This window comes from Pseudomonas sp. GW821-FHT11G12 (assembly GCF_058808055.1).
Genome location: NZ_JBXARH010000008.1, coordinates 234,538 through 250,516, shown reverse-complemented (window position 1 = coordinate 250,516; position 15,979 = coordinate 234,538). Strand labels below are relative to the sequence as shown.

The following is a 15,979-nucleotide window of genomic DNA, read 5'->3' as shown; positions in this document are numbered from 1 at the left end:
TCATTAGCGATGGGCGCTAGGTGCGGCTAGTGCACGGGCGGCGGCGACATCCGCGCTGATCGCCGTTTTCAATGCCTCCAGGGAGGCGAAACGCTGCTCTTCACGCAGCTTCTGGTGGAAAACCACCGTCAAACGCCGGTCATACAGATCGCCGGCAAAATCTAAAAGATGGACTTCAAGGTGGGCCTTGCCATCACCTTGCACCGTGGGCCGCACGCCGATATTGGCGACGCCGGGCCAGGTCTTGCCGTCGATGTCGACGTCGACCAGGTAAACCCCGGTGAACGGCACGCGACGGCGCTTCAGTTGAATGTTCGCCGTGGGCGTACCCAGTTGGCGGGCCAGTTTCTGGCCATGCAGCACGCGACCGGCAATCCGGTACGGGCGGCCGAGCAGACGCTCAGCCAAAGCAAAATCGGCGGCGGCCAACGCATTGCGCACCTGAGTGCTGCTGACACGAATGCCATCCAGCTCGACGGTTTGCGCGGCTTCCACGGTAAAACCGTGAACCTGCCCGGCCTGCAACAGAAAATCGAAATCGCCGAGACGGTCGCAGCCGAAACGGAAATCGTCACCGACTTCCAGATGCTGCACGCCGAGGCCATCAACGAGGATGGTGTCGACGAATTCACTGGCACTGAGCTTGCTCAGGCGCTGGTTGAAGGCCAGGCACAAGACCCGGTCAACACCTTCGGCGGCCAGCAGTTGCAGCTTGTCGCGCAACCGGGCCAGACGCGCCGGCGCGGTCTCCGGGGCAAAGAATTCCCGTGGCTGCGGCTCGAAAATCACCACGCAGCTGGGTACGCCCAACTCGAGCGCACGCTCACGCAGTCGGGCCAGGATGGCCTGGTGACCACGGTGAACACCGTCAAAGTTGCCAATAGTGGCGACGCAGCCCCGATGCTGGGGGCGCAAGTTGTGAAGGCCTCGAACCAGCTGCATAACGCGCTTCTTGCTCATAAAGTGGCCGATTATAACCACACCCGGCGACAGACGACAGGCAACACCGTAACCCAAAGTGATCGAGCCGACAAAACTGCCGGCTCGCGCCCGTTTTTCAGGGGTAAAACCTCAGCTCAACGCCTTGCGATTGAAGTCGCGCAGGCGGAAACCGAGCAACAGCAACATGCCGAAATACGCCACCACGCCGGCAACCACCAACGCGCCCAGGCGCAGGAAGCGTTCCAGCATGTGGCCCTGATCCCACGCGGGCATGAAATGCATGCCGATCAACAGCACCGCCGACATCACCGCCACGGCGACCACCAGCTTGAAACCGAACTTCAGCCAGCCCGGCTGCGGTTGATACATCTGCTGCTTGCGCAGTTGATAGAACAGCAGCCCGGCGTTCAGACAGGCGCCGGCGCTGATCGCCAACGCCAGCCCGGCGTGCGCCAGCGGACCGATCAGCACCAGGTTGAACAACTGCGTGACCACCAGGGTGAAGATTGCAATTTTTACCGGTGTGCGGATGTTCTGTTGCGCATAGAAGCCCGGCGCCAGCACTTTGATCACGATAATGCCGAGCAGACCGACAGAGTAGGCAATCAACGCGCGCTGGGTCATGGCGGCGTCAAACCCGCTGAACTGGCCGTACTGGAACAGCGAAACCGTCAACGGCTCGGCCAGAATCCCCAGCGCCAACGCACACGGCAACACCAGTACGAAGCACAGGCGCAGGCCCCAGTCGAGAATCCGCGAGTACTCGTGACGGTCCTTGCTGGCGTAGGTCTTGGCCAATGTCGGCAGCAGAATCGTGCCCAGCGCCACACCCAGCACGCCGGACGGCAATTCCATCAGGCGGTCGGCGTAGTACATCCACGACACCGAGCCCGCCACCAGGAACGAGGCAAAGATGGTGTTGATGATCAGGGAAATCTGGCTGACCGAGACACCGATGATCGCCGGCAACATCTGCTTCATCACCCGCCAGACACCGGTATCGCGCAGATTCAGGCGTGGCAGCACCAGCATGCCGATCTTTTTCAGGTGCGGCAGTTGATAAAGCAACTGCGCCAGGCCACCGACCAGCACCGCCCAGCCGAGGGCCATGACCGGTGGATCGAAGTACGGCGTCAGGAACAGCGAAAACACGATCATGCTGACGTTGAGCAGGGTCGGCACGAACGCCGGCACCGAGAAACGGTTCCAGGTATTGAGAATCGCACCCGCCAGAGACGACAGGGAGATCAGCAATATATAGGGGAAGGTCACTCGCAGCAGGTCAGAGGTCAGCTGGAATTTTTCCGGTGTGTTGGCAAAACCGGGGGCGGTGGCCCAGATCACCCAGGGCGCGGCAATCATGCCCAGCGCCGTCACCAGCGCCAGAACCAGCGTCAGAAGTCCCGTCACATAGGCAATGAAGGTACGGGTCGCCTCCTCACCCTTCTGACTTTTGTATTCGGCAAGAATCGGCACAAACGCCTGGGAAAATGCACCCTCGGCGAAGATTCGCCGCAGCAGATTGGGCAGTTTGAAAGCGATAAAGAAGGCGTCTGTCGCCATTCCGGCGCCGAATGTACGCGCAATGAGCGTGTCGCGGACAAACCCGAGAATCCGGGAAAGCATCGTGATAGAGCTGACGGCGGCCAACGATTTGAGCAGATTCATTGAAGGAATTTGTGCCTGTCGATAAACAGCAGGCGAACAATGCGCCTACTTGTGCGATACTCCGCGCCGCAACAGCACAGAGCCAAAGCTCGCGAGTTTACAGGTCACACGCCGGAAAGAAATATCCCGTCGCACCACACCTACCACTTAGCGGAACGTTTCAAGCGCCCTTGACAAGACTTCAACTCATCGGCATGATTCGCGGCCTATTTTGTTTGCTATTTCCTAAAAAGTCTTTCGAGGAGCTCGACGGTGGCCAACTCACCTTCCGCCAAAAAACGTGCAAAACAGGCTGAGAAGCGTCGCAGCCACAACGCCAGCCTGCGTTCCATGGTTCGTACCTACATCAAGAATGTAGTTAAAGCCATCGACGCAAAAGACGCTGAAAAAGCTCAAGCTGCATACGTTCTGGCTGTGCCAGTTATCGACCGTATGGCCGATAAAGGCATCATCCACAAGAACAAGGCTGCTCGTCATAAGAGCCGTCTGAATGGCCACGTCAAGGCACTGAAAGAAGCTGCCTAAGCGACGTAGTCATTAAAAAACCGACCTCAGGGTCGGTTTTTTATTGCCTGCGATTTGCTGAAAACAACGCAAAAAAAAAGAGGAGCCAACCGGCTCCCCTTTTTATTTACGTCCAAATTAATGGACTGGCGCCCACGGCAGAATCGGGATCGCTGTCACCGCATTCTGCGGACTACCCTCGATCAGGCGATCGCTATAGACCAGATAAACCAGCGTATTGCGCTTCTTGTCGAGGAAACGCACCACCTGCATGGTCTTGAACACCAGCGAAGTACGCTCCTTGAACACCTCTTCGCCATCCTTCAACTCACCCTTGAAGTTGATAGAACCCACCTGACGACAAGCAATGGACGCCTCGGCACGATCCTCGGCCAACCCCAAACCACCCTTCACGCCACCAGTCTTGGCGCGCGACAGATAACAGGTCACACCCTCGACTTTCGGATCATCGAACGCCTCGACCACAATCCGGTCGTTCGGCCCGACAAACTTGAACACCGTCGATACCTGGCCGATTTCCTCGGCCGAGGCCAGCAATGGCAACGCCATCAGCAAGCCCAACAATCCTTTTGCCATGCGCATTGCGCGTTTCCTCAAACAAGAATCAGGTTGTCACGGTGAACCAGTTCCGGCTCAGCCATGTAACCCAGCAAACCGACAATCGCATCTGACGACTGACCGATGATTTTTTGTGCTTCCAGCGCGCTGTAGTTGGCCAGGCCACGGGCGATTTCACGACCGTCCGGCGCCACGCAAACCACCATTTCGCCGCGACGGAAACTGCCCTGCACCAACTTGACGCCGACCGGCAGCAAGCTTTTGTTGCCCTGGGACAACGCGGACACCGCACCATCATCCAGCACCAGTGTGCCACGGGTTTGCAGATGCCCGGCCAGCCACTGCTTGCGCGCCGCCAGCATGCCGCGCTCAGGCGACAGCAGCGTACCAATGCGCTCGCCCGCCTTCAGACGATCAAGCACTCGCTCCAGACGCCCACCGACAATAATGGTGTGCGCCCCGGAACGGGCCGCCAGACGCGCCGCACGCAGCTTGGTCTGCATGCCACCACGACCCAACGCACCACCAGTGCCACCCGCCACCGCATCCAGGCTCGGATCATCGGCGCGCGCTTCGTAAATCAATTGCGCGTCGGGATTGTTGCGCGGATCGGCATCGAACATGCCGTCGCGATCCGTCAGGATCACCAGCAGATCAGCCTCGACCAGGTTGGCCACCAGCGCGGCGAGCGTGTCGTTGTCGCCGAAACGGATTTCGTCGGTGACCACAGTGTCGTTTTCGTTGATCACCGGGATGACCTTCAGCTCGACCAGCGCACGCAAGGTGCTGCGGGCGTTCAGGTAGCGCTTGCGATCGGACAGGTCGTCGTGGGTCAGGAGAATCTGCGCGGTGTGCCGGCCATGCTCGGCAAAACTCGATTCCCAGGCCTGCACCAAGCCCATCTGACCGATTGCAGCAGCGGCCTGGAGCTCGTGCATCGCACTGGGTCGCGTGGTCCAGCCCAAACGGCTCATGCCGGCCGCCACCGCCCCGGAGGACACCAGCACCAACTCGACGCCAGCCTCATGCAAGGCCACCATCTGCTCGACCCAGACACCCATTGCCGCACGATCGAGCCCTTTGCCATCCGCTGTCAGCAAAGCGCTGCCGATCTTCACGACCCAACGCTGCGCACCCGTCACCTTGCTCCGCATCATCTTCAACCTTAGCTTGAGGGCAGCGCGACCTGGCACTGCCCATGACATTATTCGTGGTTATTCGTGACCAACGATCGATTTCCAGATACTAAAACGCCGCTCGATTGAGCGGCGCTTAAGTTTACTTCAACGAATCAGTCACGCACGTAAATGATTTCCGGACCGTCTTCGTCATCCACATCTTCTTCGCCCCAGTCATCGTCGCCGATGTCGTGGACCGACTTCACGCCGCTGCGACGCAGGGCACGCTTGTCATCCAGCGCCTGCAACTGAGCACGGGCTTCGTCTTCGATGCGCTGATCGAGATCGGCCAGCTCTTCCTTGTAGGCCGGGTCATTGGCCAGGCGATCGGCACGATCTTCCATGTAACGCATGATGTCGTGGCAAAGACGCTCGGTACCCAGCTTGGAGATGGCCGAGATCACATAGACCGGACCAGTCCATTCCAGACGATCGACGATTTCCTTGACGCGAGCATCGTGCTCCTCTTCAAGGATCTGGTCGCACTTGTTCAGCACCAGCCAGCGATCACGCTCAGCCAGCGACGGGCTGAACTTGATCAGCTCGTTGACGATCACTTCAGCAGCATCCGGTGCGCTGGCATCATCCAGCGGCGCCATGTCCACGAGGTGCAGCAGCAGACGGGTACGCGCCAAGTGCTTGAGGAAGCGGATACCGAGACCGGCACCGTCGGAAGCCCCTTCGATCAGACCCGGAATGTCGGCAATGACGAAGCTTTTCCAGCGATCGACGCTGACCACACCCAGGTTTGGCACCAGCGTGGTGAACGGGTAGTCGGCGACTTTCGGCTTGGCAGCCGATACCGAACGGATAAAGGTACTTTTACCGGCGTTCGGCAGACCCAGCAGACCCACGTCGGCCAGAACCTTCATTTCCAGTTTCAGGTCGCGCTGCTCGCCCGGCTTGCCCGGCGTGGTCTGACGCGGCGCACGGTTGGTACTGGATTTGAAACGAGTGTTGCCCAGACCGTGCCAGCCGCCCTGAACCACCATCAGTTTCTGACCGGCCTTGGTCAGGTCACCGATGACTTCCTGGGTGGCGGAGTCGATTACCGTGGTGCCGACCGGCACGCGCAGGATCAGGTCTTCACCCTTCTTGCCGGTGCAGTCGGTGCTGCCGCCGTTGGAACCACGCTCGGCGTCGAAATGCCGGGTGTAGCGGTAGTCCACCAGGGTGTTCAGGTTTTCGTCGGCCATCATGAAGATGGAACCGCCGTCACCGCCGTCACCGCCGTTCGGGCCACCGTTTTCAATGAATTTTTCCCGACGGAAACTCATGGCGCCATTGCCACCGTCGCCAGCTTTTACGCGAATCGATACTTCATCAACAAACTTCATAACCAACGCCTCTCGCCGTACGGACGAGCCGAAAAACAATCAAGACATAAGACTCTTGCAAAAATGAGCGCAGCGACCCCAATCCACGACCTGCATCGCACGCCGGCAGCCCATACAAACAGCTTTGCAAGAGACTCACCCCACAAACGAAAAAGCCCCGTCGCAAGACAGGGCTTCTCCAGCACTCTCGCAGTTAGGCTGCGATTACGCTCACGTAACGACGACCGAAGGCGCCTTTTACTTCAAACTTGATCACGCCTTCGATTTTCGCGAAGAGGGTGTGATCTTTACCCATGCCAACGCCGTAGCCAGCGTGGAATTGGGTGCCGCGCTGACGCACGATGATGTTGCCGGCCTTGATGACCTGGCCGCCATACATCTTCACGCCAAGGCGTTTGGCTTCTGAGTCGCGACCGTTACGGGTACTACCACCAGCTTTTTTGTGTGCCATGAGTCAATTCTCCTAGTGAGGAATTAGGCTGAAATTAAGCCTGAATACCGGTGATTTTGATCTCGGTGTACCACTGGCGGTGGCCCATACGCTTCATGTGGTGCTTACGACGACGGAACTTGATGATGCGAACTTTATCGTGACGACCTTGGGAGATCACTTCAGCCACAACGGTAGCGCCAGCAACAACTGGAGCGCCGATATTCACGTCGTCGCCATTGGCAACCAACAGAACGCGATCAAAAGTTACGGATTCGCCAGTAGCGACTTCCAGTTTTTCGATCTTCAGGTATTCACCTGGTGCAACTTTGTACTGCTTGCCACCAGTAACGATTACTGCATAAGACATGGTATTTCTCCGATAATCCTGCTCACCCAGCTCTTTATAAGAAGAGGTATTGGCTGGCATGGCTGCATTGGGCTGGAGGCCCGATTGCAATTGCGTAAGGCAGGTGCTGCCCAGGAAGTTCAGGGTGCGCGATTGTACGCAAGCTACAAGAGTCATGCAAGTGGCCGTCCATCGCGCCTTGACAGGCCCGGACGTGGGTCCTAGCATGCCGCGCAACCCTTCTGGAGCACCTGTCGCTGATGCAACCCCAAGCTTTCTACCGCGCGGTGGCGGACGATTTTAGCGCCGTCGACGGCATCATCAAGAAGCAGCTGACTTCCCGAGTGCCGCTGGTATCGAAAATCGGCGATTACATCACGTCGGCCGGCGGAAAACGCCTGCGTCCTTTATTGGTGCTGCTGTGTGGCAAGGCCCTGGGTCGCGAAGGCGACGACATGCGCCTGCTGGCCGCCACCATTGAATTCCTGCACACCGCCACCCTGCTGCATGACGACGTGGTCGACATGTCCGGCATGCGCCGTGGCCGTTCGACCGCCAACGCCATGTGGGGCAACGCCCCGAGCGTGCTGGTCGGCGATTTCCTGTATTCGCGCTCGTTCGAAATGATGGTCGAACTGGGTTCGATGCCGGTGATGAAGATCCTGTCCCAGGCCACGCGCATCATCGCCGAAGGCGAAGTGCTGCAGTTGTCCAAGGTTCGCGACGCCAGCACCACCGAAGAAACCTACATGGAAGTCATCCGCGGCAAGACCGCGATGCTTTTCGAAGCGTCGACCCACAGCGCCGCGGCACTGGCCGGTGCGACCGCCGAGCAGAGCGAAGCCCTGCGCACCTTCGGTGATCACCTGGGCGTGGCGTTCCAGCTGGTCGACGACCTGCTCGACTACAAGGGCGACGCCGAAACCCTGGGCAAGAACGTCGGTGACGATCTGGCCGAAGGCAAGCCGACCCTGCCGCTGATCTACACCATGCGCGAAGGCACGCCGGAGCAAGCCGCACTGGTACGCCAGGCGATCCAGAAAGGCGGAATCGAAGACCTGGAAAGCATCCGCATCGCCGTGGAAGCGTCCGGCTCTCTGGAATACACCGCACAGCTGGCCCGTGACTACGTGGCCCGTGCGATCAAGTGCCTCGAAACGCTGCCGGCCAGCGAATACCGCGATGCACTGGTTGAATTGAGCGAGTTCGCGGTCGCCCGCACGCACTGATCAACGCCTTGTCATCAAGAAACCGCAGCCTCCGTCGGAGCCTGCGGTTTTTTGTTGCCTGCCATCTGCGGCTAAAACCTTATACAATGTGCGACTTTTAACGACCCCCTCTCCAAGGAGCCTTAGTGAGCACGTTGCCACCCTGCCCGAAATGCAATTCCGAATACACCTACGAAGACGGCACCCAACTGGTGTGCCCGGAGTGCGCCCACGAGTGGTCTGCCGGCGGCGAAGCCGAAGTGGCGTCCGATGATGCCGTGAAGAAAGACTCGGTCGGCAACGTCCTGCAGGACGGTGACACCATCACCGTGATCAAAGACCTGAAGGTCAAAGGTACCTCGCTGGTGGTCAAGGTCGGCACCAAGGTCAAGAACATCCGCCTGTGTGACGGCGACCACGACATCGACTGCAAGATCGACGGCATCGGCCCGATGAAACTCAAATCCGAGTTCGTCAGAAAAGTCTGAATATGCTGTCCTCCATCCCGCGCCCGTCGTGGGATGGAGCTTCACCCTCCCCCGCTATCCTCAGCAAAAACACGCAATAGCCAAACGCCAGTCGTTTTGACCTTACGCAATCTTTACCCGCAAAAAATCACAAACCGCCAATAGACGCTTGCTATTTGACGAATAAGAATTATTCTCATTGAAACCCTTTCAATGGAGATGAGAACCATGACTTATTTGATCGACGCCTGGCTGGATCGCCCGCACCCGTACCTCAGGATTCTGCATCGGGAAACCGGTGAAGTCTGCGCGGTGCTGGAAGAAGAAGCCCTGCACGAGTTGCAGGATCAAGGGGATCTGGACGTCAGCGGCCTGAGTTCCAGTGAACCGTTGGTGCTCAAGGAGCTGGTGCGCAATCTGTTCCTGTTCTGCTATGCCCGGGCGTTGCGCCCGACCAGTGAGCTGCATCACAAGATCGAAGTATGAGAACGGCGGAGAAACCCTGCACAAGCCACGCTTGTGCAGGGTAACGGGATTACAGAACGTCGAGCAGCTCGACGTCGAACACCAGAACGCTGTGCGGCGGGATGCTGCCAACGCCTTGAGCGCCGTAAGCCAATTCGCTCGGCACGTACAGACGCCATTTGCTGCCAGCATTCATCAGTTGCAGGGCTTCGGTCCAGCCGGCGATCACGCCGCCAACCGGGAATTCAGCAGGCTGGCCACGCTCGTAGGAGCTGTCGAATACGGTGCCGTCGATCAGCGTGCCGTGGTAGTGAGTACGCACGGTGTCTTCACGGGATGGCTTGGCGCCTTCGCCCTGAGTCAGCACTTCGAATTGCAGACCGGAAGCCAGAGTGGTGATGCCGTCCTTCTTGGCGTTTTCAGCCAGGAACGCACGACCTTCGCCAGCGGCGGCTTCAGCCTTGGCAGCGGCTTCGGCTTGCATGATTTCGCGGATCACTTTGAAGCTGGCGGACAATTCGTCCTGACCCACACGGCTTGGCTTGCCGGCGAATGCGTCGGTCAGACCGGCCAGGATGGCGTCCAGGCTGACACCCGGTGGCGGGTTGTCGCGCAGCTGGTCACCCAGCTGACGGCCGATACCGTAGCTGACGCGGGTTTCGTCGGTGGACAGATTTACTTCGGACATGACACTGCTCCGCTGTGCGGACGGCCTCAGGACATGCCGTGCGTGCACAGCGCGTCCCGGCGCGCCCGGAACCAAAAGGGCGAGCAGACTAGCACAGTTGTTCCGGCATTGATCAGACCCTCGGGCCTACAGTGCCGAGCGCCAGGCCAGCGGTACTTTCAGGCTTTCTTCACCGCTGGCGCCCAGACCGCACATTTCATCGTGCACCGAGGTGTGCACAAGGTTGAACGGCAGCACCGGAAAGCTGTGGAGTACATCCCGCGCATGCTCCACCGAGCGCAGCATCAGCATCTTGCCCTGTGGATCACTCAGCGGGTATGCCGCGCCATGCATGCGCGCCTCCAGCAGATAGATGCCACCCTCCATGGAGATCAGGTTCAACTCATCGACCTTCTTGGCGATGGCAAACGCATTCAATTCTTGCAGGTTCATGAACGCACCTCACACAGTGGCGAGCCGGGACGCCTACAGGGATATGCTTCGGCGCTACAAAGCACAAGCCATAAACGACACCGCCCGTCTGTTTCGCAACAGACGGGCGGTTTTGTTACAGCCTTTGACAACTCATCAGTGCTTGGTGAGTTTGTCCAGATAACCCATGGCAAACGCCGAGATCACGAAAGTCATGTGGATGATCACGTACCACATCAGATGCTCGGGATCGACGTTCTTGGCATCCATGAAGATCCGCAGCAGATGGATCGAGGAAATCGCCACGATCGACGCCGCCACTTTCATCTTCAGCGACGAGGAGTCCATGGTGCCCAGCCAGCTGAGCTTCTCTTTGCCTTCGTCGATGTTCAGCTCGGACACGAAGTTCTCGTAGCCGGAAATCATCACCATCACCAGCAAACCGCCCACCAGCGCCATGTCGATCAGCGACAGCAGCACCAGAATCAGCTCGGACTCGGCCATGGAGAACACGTTGGGAATGACATGAAACACTTCCTGGAAGAATTTCAATGCCAGCGCCAGCAGCCCGAGAGACAGCCCGATATAGATCGGCGCCAGCAGCCAGCGCGAGGCGTACATTGCATTTTCGATAAAGCGTTCCATTGACTCTCACACAAGGGGGGTTGTAATCGGCGGCGAGTATACCAGTCCCCCATGACAGCCAGAAACCGCCCGGAAATCCGCTACCTGCGTGTGTGTGACAAAGTTTTTCTGCTAGTGTCCAAACCATTGACAGCCCAGCGACAGTGGACAGGACGACTGGAAATGGATGTGCGATTGCCGTTAACGACTGCCGGAATTTGCTTCGCCCTGATGATCGGCGGCTGCTCGCCCGGTGAGGAAAAACACCCGCTCAGCCTCGAAGAAAAGACTGCACAGTTCGAACAGTCCCTGGACGCGATCACCGACCCGAAACTCAAGGATGCCGTGACCGAACTTGGCGGCTCGTTACTGCTGCTGGAGCGCGCGCAGCAACGACTCGACAACAAACCGCCCAGAACCGAATACGGCGAAGACGCCCTCGGCGTGCTCAAGCATTACCCGACGCCTCAGGCGCTGGTCGACACCTTCATCAACGGCCTGTTCGTGCTGCACAAGGATGCCAGCTCCGATTACCTCACCGACCTGCAACCGGTGTTCCCCTTCAACCTCAACATTCCCGGCGGGTTCCTGTTCCCCCACGGCGTGGAATGGCAATCGGTGACGTTGAGCAACAAGCGGGTGATCGCCTACCAGCCGGAATGGTCGGAAACCGATCCGGGCATTCAGTTGAGCCCGTCCAGTTCCAACGTCACCAACCCCGATGACCTGACCGTGACCTACCCGTTCATCGAAGGCCTGGATGTCGACAAGAAAACCCGGCCGCGCCCCGTGAGCCTGCAAGGCCAGGTTGAAGTCATCGCCCCGAAACGCCTGCACAGTTTCGATCTGGGCAAAAAGGACATCGGCCAGACCCGAACTGACGCCAACCTCAGCGTGACCCTGCTGAAGCTGGAAAAGAACTACGCCGAAGTCGAGTTCAGCAACAGCCTGCCGCTCGCCCCGGAAGTCGCCAACACCCCGCTCAATCCGCTGATCGTCCAGGCCCGTGACACGACCGGCCAGTACCTGGTGCGCGCCGGCGCCATCAACGAGAGCCCCGAGCAGGTCGGCTTCTATCAAAAACAACTGGTGCACCTGCAACAGCAAAAAGCCTGGAGCGAAGCACTGGAAAAACAATTGAACGACGACCAGCACGCCTTCGAGCAACAGCATCCGCGCCGCTACAACAAGGTCTACTTCAACGGCCCGATCGATACCCTCGAAGTCAGCGTTCTGGACTTTTCCGAAGCCACCGTCACCCGCAAGCCACTGGACCTGCCGGTCCGCGAGTTCGACTCGCACACCACGGCGAAAACCGTGCAACCGCTGGATCTGGCGATCACCGTCTACGACGACCAGGCGCCCAACTGGCTCAAAGGTGCGTCACTGACCGAGGACGAGCTGAAAAAAAGCATCCATATCCGCCAGTCAGTGGAGGAGCCCAGTGCCGCGCGCATCGAGTTCGATCACCGCAAAACCTTCAATGACGAACTGCTGGGCGACGACCTGGCCCCCGGCGAAAGCCCGGTGACGTTCTTCACCGAAAAAACCAGCGGCAAACTCAACGAACCGATCGAACTGCCGGCCGAGGCCTATCAGGTGGACCCGCTGCAGGCGACCATCACCTATGACTTGAACCTGTTCCCGGAAACCCCGGCGATTGCCGTCGGCTCGATGCCGCTGTTTCTGGCCACGGTGGAGAAGCAGGCCTTCGAAGCCAAGGCGTTGCCCAAAGGCCTGGAAATCAGGAACAACGCACTGGTGGTGGATCTGAAACTGTTCCCGGCCAACGAATGGCGATTCTTCGTCAAGGACGACAGTGGCAACTACCTGAAACAGATTCTTTCGGTCAGCCACGACACGAGCGCAGAAGGCCCGGCGCTGTTCGGCGTGCATTATTTCTACGGCCGCCCGACGCACGTGGAAACCTATCAGCGAACCGACCTCGCCACCGTGCAGTACGGCTTTGAGGTCAAACTCGACAAGGCCCACACACAAGGTGCTGCGCCATGATCGGCGCTAGCTAGTGGTCAAAAACGCCGATGCTGCGCCCACGTCCACCGTTGATCTGCCGTAGCTGGGCTTGCAGGTGCAAGGACCAGATCTGCGGATCATTGGCCAGCTCGTAGCCGTGCATCGTCAGACTTTCGACGATGGTATCGAGGATCGATTCGGCGGCGATCGGCCCATGAAACGGGCCCTGAGCCTTGATGGCGGAAGGTTGTTCACCGGCCATGCCGGCGGCGAAGAGCAATGTCCACATGCCGTTATCGCCGGCCAACGGCTTGATGGCGCATTCGATACGGGTCACGAGACCCAGGCACTGACGGGTGAGGCAGAGGTTGCGCGACATGGCGGCGACCCTCGGTAAAGCCGGTGTTCAGCCCTTGCTGAAGGGCTGTTTCGATCCCGTGATACTGTCGATGTCCTTGAGCAGAGAATAGAAGAAAAGTCCGCCGCGCAAGCCGCACAGAACCAGAAGGCGCCGAATGGTCATTGTGTGAATATTGACGCCAGAGTGATGGCACTTTTGCCGACGTTCGCGACAAAACAAAATGGGAGCACCAGGCTCCCATTTTTTTGACTGCAGTCTGACTTAAGCTGGTTTGGCCTCGGCCAGCGCCTCCTGCGCCAGTTCCTTCTCGGCTTCTTTCAGGTCTTCTTCGCTGATCATCTCGGCAATCACCCGCAGACGCTCCACCACCCGTGCGTTGACGCTGCCTTCCGGGAATTCGCCCTCTTCGTTCGGCTCACCGGCAGGCTCACCCACCAACAGGCTCAACGCTTCGTCCGCCTGACGCACCGCGTAAACGTGGAACTGCCCTGCGCGCACCGCCGCCAACACCTTTTCATCAAGCATCAGCGTGGCCACGTTGGCTTGCGGAATGATCGCGCCCTGCTCGCCCGTCAGCCCGCGTGCTTCGCAGAGGCGGAAGAAGCCTTCGATCTTCTCGTTGACCCCGCCCACCGCCTGCACTTCACCGAACTGGTTGATCGAACCGGTGATCGCAAAGCATTGCTTGAGCGGGGTTTTCGACAAGGCCGAAATCAGCGTGCACGCCTCGCCCAGGGACGCACTGTCGCCATCGACGTAGCCGTAGGATTGCTCCAGCGCGATGCTCGCGGAAATCGCCAGCGGGAATTCCTGGGCGTAACGGCTGCCCAGATACCCGGTGAGGATCATCACGCCCTTGGAGTGGATCGGCTGACCGAGGTTGACCTCACGCTCGATGTCGACGATGCCGCTGCCGCCCGGGTACACCGTGGCGGAAATCCGCGCCGGCACACCGAACGCTGAGTCGCCGACTTCGAGCACGGTCAGGCCGTTGCACTTGCCGACCGCCGCGCCATCGGTGTCGATCAGGATGATCCCCGCCAGCATGTCGTCGAGAATTCGCGCCGACACCCGGCCGGTGCGAGTGGCCTTGGCCTTCAGGGCGCGCTCGATGTGGCCGGCGTCGGTCATTTCATCGTTGGCCAGATGCCGAATGAAATCCGCCTCGCTGACCAGCTGGAACAGATCACCGATACGCGCCGACAAACGCCCTTGGTGCTCAGCCAGACGCGCACTGTAGGTCGCCAGACGCGCCACCGCGTCGGCGGTCAGCGGCGCCATGCCTTCTTCCGAAGTACGGGTTTTCAGCAACTGGGCGAACTGCTCCAGGCTTTCGTCGACCATCGGGATGTCTTCGTCGAAGTCCACCAGGACGCGGAACATCTCCTGGAAGTCAGGATCGAGGTCCTGCAACGTGTAGTACAGCGACCGCGCACCGATGATGATGACTTTGACATTCAACGGAATGAACTGCGGATTGAGCGTCACGGTGGCGAAACGGCCCATCTCGCCCAGTGGCGATTCCATTTTCAGCTTGCGCGATTGCAGGGCGCGCTTGAGCGCATCCCACACGAACGGCTCGCCGAGCATTTTTTCCGCTTCAAGGATCAGGAAACCACCGTTGGCGCGGTGCAGCGCACCCGGACGCAACTGGCGATACGTGGTGTAAAGCGCGCCCTGATCGGTGGTGTATTCGATACGACCGAACAGGTTTTCATACGTCGGATGCGGCTCGAACACCACCGGCGCACCGCCGCTGCTCGGATGCCCGACCACCAGGCTCGGCGCGTATTGCTCTTCCAGCAGCTTGCGTGCGACCGCATCGGTCTTGCTGTCATCGACCAGTTGCTCGACCACGGTTTTCAGCAGGTAAACCTGCACGGCTTGCAGGTAACCGCAGACCGCCGCATTTTCCGCGTACTTTTCCGACAGCGGCGAAAGCAATGGTTGCAGGGCCAACGTGATGGTTTCTTCGTTGAGCTGACGCAACTGATTGCTCGACTCGCGCTTCCATTGCGGCAGGCTCGCGAGTTCTTCGTTCAAGCGCTCTTCGAGGCCGGAAATGTCCTCGTGAAAACGCTCGCGCTCGGCTTCCGGCAGTTGGGCGAATTCGGCCTCGTCCAGCGCCTTGCCTTCGAGCATCGGCGTGAACGCGATGTTGCTGCTGTCGCGGTACAGGGCGACGTCTTTTTCCAGGGCCAGACGCTCGATGATGTCCAGCGCCTTGTCGTAGCGCTGGTTGAAGGCGCGGTCGATGGCACTTTTCTTCTGCTGGTAGGACGGGTGTTCGAACACGGCGGGAAAAGTCGACAGCAAGTTGTCGATCAAGCCGTTGATGTCACCGATGAACGCAGCGGCAGTGCCCGACGGCAACTCCAGGGCGCGAGGTTCGCGCGGTTCGTCGAAATTGTTGACGTAGACCCAGTCCGCCGGGGTCTGCAGGCGTTTGCCTTCGGCCTTCAGGTAGCGTTTGACGAACGAGAAACGGCCGGTGCCGGGCTCGCCCATGACGAATACGTTGTAACCGGGGCGTGGCATGGCCACACCGAACTGCAAGGCTTCGACCGCACGTTCCTGGCCAAGCACACCGCGAAAGGGCTCCAGATCATTGGTGGTAGTGAAGCTGAACTGTTCAGCGGAAAACGGACGGGTCAGCGCTTCGGGCGCTAGACGCAAGCTGGCAGCAACAGGATCAGGCATCGGGCTTCCTTAACACAGGCGGGGCAGATAGCGGCATTCTGGCGCTGCCCGTGCCCCACTGGCAAGGCGCGCCACACGACAAAGCATAGACAAC

Annotated in this window: 17 protein-coding genes; 5 read left to right on the top strand and 12 right to left on the bottom strand. The window is 59.2% G+C overall.

The features are described 5' to 3' along the window. Nucleotides 1-3 precede the first annotated feature (3 nt). Nucleotides 4-942, bottom strand: a complete 939-nt coding sequence (gene ribF, locus AC1RR7_RS22725; RefSeq protein WP_007959537.1) for a bifunctional riboflavin kinase/FAD synthetase — start codon at nt 940-942, stop codon at nt 4-6. A gap of 129 nt (nt 943-1,071) precedes the next feature. Beyond that, nucleotides 1,072-2,610 carry a murein biosynthesis integral membrane protein MurJ gene (gene murJ, locus AC1RR7_RS22720; RefSeq protein ID WP_096820864.1) on the bottom strand — a complete coding sequence of 513 codons (1,539 nt, stop codon included), beginning with the start codon at nt 2,608-2,610 and terminating at the stop codon, nt 1,072-1,074. A gap of 252 nt (nt 2,611-2,862) precedes the next feature. On the opposite strand from murJ, the gene rpsT reads away from it, so the two are divergent. Continuing rightward, nucleotides 2,863-3,135, top strand: coding sequence for a 30S ribosomal protein S20 (rpsT, locus tag AC1RR7_RS22715; protein WP_003228351.1), 273 nt, complete (start codon nt 2,863-2,865; stop codon nt 3,133-3,135). A gap of 117 nt (nt 3,136-3,252) precedes the next feature. Here rpsT and AC1RR7_RS22710 read toward each other — a convergent pair whose 3' ends face one another. The 5 genes from AC1RR7_RS22710 to rplU form a co-directional block, all read right to left on the bottom strand. Next, nucleotides 3,253-3,717, bottom strand: a complete 465-nt coding sequence (locus AC1RR7_RS22710) for a CreA family protein (RefSeq protein WP_102621102.1) — start codon at nt 3,715-3,717, stop codon at nt 3,253-3,255. Between the two features lie 11 nt (nt 3,718-3,728). After that, nucleotides 3,729-4,847 carry a glutamate 5-kinase gene (gene proB, locus AC1RR7_RS22705; protein WP_102621103.1) on the bottom strand — a complete coding sequence of 373 codons (1,119 nt, stop codon included), beginning with the start codon at nt 4,845-4,847 and terminating at the stop codon, nt 3,729-3,731. A 137-nt stretch (nt 4,848-4,984) separates the two neighbouring features. Next, entirely contained in the window at nt 4,985-6,208 is a 1,224-nt protein-coding gene (gene cgtA / locus AC1RR7_RS22700; RefSeq protein WP_493158473.1) for an Obg family GTPase CgtA, read from the bottom strand. Nucleotides 6,209-6,401: 193 nt separating this feature from the next. Further along, complete coding sequence (rpmA, locus tag AC1RR7_RS22695) at nt 6,402-6,659, bottom strand: 50S ribosomal protein L27 (protein WP_016773121.1); 258 nt, start codon at nt 6,657-6,659, stop codon at nt 6,402-6,404. A gap of 34 nt (nt 6,660-6,693) precedes the next feature. Then, a complete protein-coding gene (rplU, locus tag AC1RR7_RS22690; protein WP_007950961.1) occupies nt 6,694-7,008 on the bottom strand; it encodes a 50S ribosomal protein L21 in 315 nt (104 codons plus the stop codon). A 239-nt stretch (nt 7,009-7,247) separates the two neighbouring features. On the opposite strand from rplU, the gene AC1RR7_RS22685 reads away from it, so the two are divergent. From AC1RR7_RS22685 to AC1RR7_RS22675, 3 genes are all read left to right on the top strand, one after another. Then, nucleotides 7,248-8,216: a polyprenyl synthetase family protein gene (locus AC1RR7_RS22685; protein WP_102621104.1), complete on the top strand. Its 969-nt coding sequence runs from the start codon at nt 7,248-7,250 to the stop codon at nt 8,214-8,216. A 125-nt stretch (nt 8,217-8,341) separates the two neighbouring features. Continuing rightward, nucleotides 8,342-8,683 carry a zinc ribbon domain-containing protein YjdM gene (locus tag AC1RR7_RS22680; RefSeq protein ID WP_007950963.1) on the top strand — a complete coding sequence of 114 codons (342 nt, stop codon included), beginning with the start codon at nt 8,342-8,344 and terminating at the stop codon, nt 8,681-8,683. A gap of 207 nt (nt 8,684-8,890) precedes the next feature. Further along, a complete protein-coding gene (locus tag AC1RR7_RS22675; RefSeq protein WP_039771721.1) occupies nt 8,891-9,148 on the top strand; it encodes a PA4570 family protein in 258 nt (85 codons plus the stop codon). Nucleotides 9,149-9,197: 49 nt separating this feature from the next. On the opposite strand, the gene bamJ is transcribed toward AC1RR7_RS22675, so the two are convergent. From bamJ to AC1RR7_RS22660, 3 genes are all read right to left on the bottom strand, one after another. Further along, nucleotides 9,198-9,815, bottom strand: a complete 618-nt coding sequence (gene bamJ / locus AC1RR7_RS22670; protein ID WP_096820860.1) for a BamJ family beta-barrel-assembly machinery protein — start codon at nt 9,813-9,815, stop codon at nt 9,198-9,200. Nucleotides 9,816-9,941: 126 nt separating this feature from the next. Then, the gene (locus tag AC1RR7_RS22665; protein WP_096820859.1) at nt 9,942-10,247 is read right to left on the bottom strand and encodes a DUF6482 family protein; all 306 of its coding nucleotides are present in this window, start codon (nt 10,245-10,247) and stop codon (nt 9,942-9,944) included. A gap of 135 nt (nt 10,248-10,382) precedes the next feature. Beyond that, nucleotides 10,383-10,871, bottom strand: coding sequence for a TIGR00645 family protein (locus AC1RR7_RS22660; RefSeq protein WP_096820858.1), 489 nt, complete (start codon nt 10,869-10,871; stop codon nt 10,383-10,385). 162 nt (nt 10,872-11,033) lie between these two features. On the opposite strand from AC1RR7_RS22660, the gene AC1RR7_RS22655 reads away from it, so the two are divergent. Beyond that, nucleotides 11,034-12,863, top strand: coding sequence for a hypothetical protein (locus AC1RR7_RS22655; protein ID WP_493066478.1), 1,830 nt, complete (start codon nt 11,034-11,036; stop codon nt 12,861-12,863). 10 nt (nt 12,864-12,873) lie between these two features. Here the strand turns inward: AC1RR7_RS22655 and AC1RR7_RS22650 are convergent, their stop codons facing one another. Together AC1RR7_RS22650 and AC1RR7_RS22645 are read right to left on the bottom strand one after the other, a co-directional pair. After that, nucleotides 12,874-13,203 carry a PA4575 family protein gene (locus AC1RR7_RS22650; protein ID WP_085732860.1) on the bottom strand — a complete coding sequence of 110 codons (330 nt, stop codon included), beginning with the start codon at nt 13,201-13,203 and terminating at the stop codon, nt 12,874-12,876. 243 nt (nt 13,204-13,446) lie between these two features. Next, nucleotides 13,447-15,885 carry a Lon protease family protein gene (locus AC1RR7_RS22645; RefSeq protein ID WP_096820856.1) on the bottom strand — a complete coding sequence of 813 codons (2,439 nt, stop codon included), beginning with the start codon at nt 15,883-15,885 and terminating at the stop codon, nt 13,447-13,449. Nucleotides 15,886-15,979 lie beyond the last annotated feature (94 nt).

What these genes read in the sequence shown, in the direction of transcription:
- ribF (WP_007959537.1), bottom strand. Translation starts at nt 942, where the DNA reads ATGCAGCTGGTTCGAGGCCTTCACAACTTGCGCCCCCAGCATCGGGGC.
- murJ (WP_096820864.1), bottom strand. Translation starts at nt 2,610, where the DNA reads ATGAATCTGCTCAAATCGTTGGCCGCCGTCAGCTCTATCACGATGCTT.
- AC1RR7_RS22710 (WP_102621102.1), bottom strand. Translation starts at nt 3,717, where the DNA reads ATGCGCATGGCAAAAGGATTGTTGGGCTTGCTGATGGCGTTGCCATTG.
- proB (WP_102621103.1), bottom strand. Translation starts at nt 4,847, where the DNA reads ATGCGGAGCAAGGTGACGGGTGCGCAGCGTTGGGTCGTGAAGATCGGC.
- cgtA (WP_493158473.1), bottom strand. Translation starts at nt 6,208, where the DNA reads ATGAAGTTTGTTGATGAAGTATCGATTCGCGTAAAAGCTGGCGACGGT.
- rpmA (WP_016773121.1), bottom strand. Translation starts at nt 6,659, where the DNA reads ATGGCACACAAAAAAGCTGGTGGTAGTACCCGTAACGGTCGCGACTCA.
- rplU (WP_007950961.1), bottom strand. Translation starts at nt 7,008, where the DNA reads ATGTCTTATGCAGTAATCGTTACTGGTGGCAAGCAGTACAAAGTTGCA.
- AC1RR7_RS22685 (WP_102621104.1), top strand. Translation starts at nt 7,248, where the DNA reads ATGCAACCCCAAGCTTTCTACCGCGCGGTGGCGGACGATTTTAGCGCC.
- AC1RR7_RS22675 (WP_039771721.1), top strand. Translation starts at nt 8,891, where the DNA reads ATGACTTATTTGATCGACGCCTGGCTGGATCGCCCGCACCCGTACCTC.
- bamJ (WP_096820860.1), bottom strand. Translation starts at nt 9,815, where the DNA reads ATGTCCGAAGTAAATCTGTCCACCGACGAAACCCGCGTCAGCTACGGT.
- AC1RR7_RS22665 (WP_096820859.1), bottom strand. Translation starts at nt 10,247, where the DNA reads ATGAACCTGCAAGAATTGAATGCGTTTGCCATCGCCAAGAAGGTCGAT.
- AC1RR7_RS22660 (WP_096820858.1), bottom strand. Translation starts at nt 10,871, where the DNA reads ATGGAACGCTTTATCGAAAATGCAATGTACGCCTCGCGCTGGCTGCTG.
- AC1RR7_RS22655 (WP_493066478.1), top strand. Translation starts at nt 11,034, where the DNA reads ATGGATGTGCGATTGCCGTTAACGACTGCCGGAATTTGCTTCGCCCTG.
- AC1RR7_RS22650 (WP_085732860.1), bottom strand. Translation starts at nt 13,203, where the DNA reads ATGTCGCGCAACCTCTGCCTCACCCGTCAGTGCCTGGGTCTCGTGACC.
- AC1RR7_RS22645 (WP_096820856.1), bottom strand. Translation starts at nt 15,885, where the DNA reads ATGCCTGATCCTGTTGCTGCCAGCTTGCGTCTAGCGCCCGAAGCGCTG.